We start from the raw sequence: 633 nt of genomic DNA, 5'->3' as shown, positions 1-633 counted from the left end.
GCTTGCCGTCGCCGCGGATGGCCATGCGCGCGGCGTTGATGGCCTTGACCGCGCCCATGGCGTTGCGCTCGATGCAGGGGATCTGCACCAGCCCGCCGATCGGGTCGCAGGTCAGGCCCAGGTTGTGTTCCATGCCGATCTCGGCGGCGTTCTCGATCTGCCCCGGCTTGCCGCCCAGCGCGGCCATCAGCCCGCCGGCCGCCATCGAGCAGGCCACGCCGACCTCGCCCTGGCAGCCGACCTCGGCGCCGGAGATGGAGGCGTTTTCCTTGTAGAGGATGCCGATGGCCGCGGCGGTGAGCAGGAAGTCGAACACGCCCTGCTCATTGCTGCCGGGGCAGAAGCGGTCGTAGTAGTGCAGCACCGCCGGGATGATGCCGGCCGCGCCGTTGGTGGGCGCGGTGACCACGCGGCCGCCGGCGGCGTTCTCCTCGTTGACCGCCAGCGCGTACAGGTTGACCCAGTCCAGCGTGGTCAGCGGGTCGCGCATGGCCGCTTCCGGGCGTGCGGACAGCTCGCGGTACAGCGCCGGGGCGCGGCGGCCCACGTGCAGGCCGCCGGGCAGGGTGCCCTCGGAGCGGATGCCGCGGGTCACGCAGGCCTGCATGGCGGCCCACAGCTCGCGCAGGCCGT

1 protein-coding gene is annotated in these 633 nt (G+C 72.8%); it reads right to left on the bottom strand.

Going from position 1 to position 633, the window contains the following annotated elements:
• Window positions 1–633 (bottom strand): L-serine ammonia-lyase (locus tag QMX80_RS19240; protein WP_282278777.1); only part of this gene is annotated, 633 nt, incomplete at both ends.

This window comes from Stenotrophomonas sp. PS02297 (genome assembly GCF_029959705.1).
GTDB classification, from domain to species: domain Bacteria; phylum Pseudomonadota; class Gammaproteobacteria; order Xanthomonadales; family Xanthomonadaceae; genus Stenotrophomonas; species Stenotrophomonas nitritireducens.
This window is presented reverse-complemented; position numbering and strand designations above follow the sequence as displayed.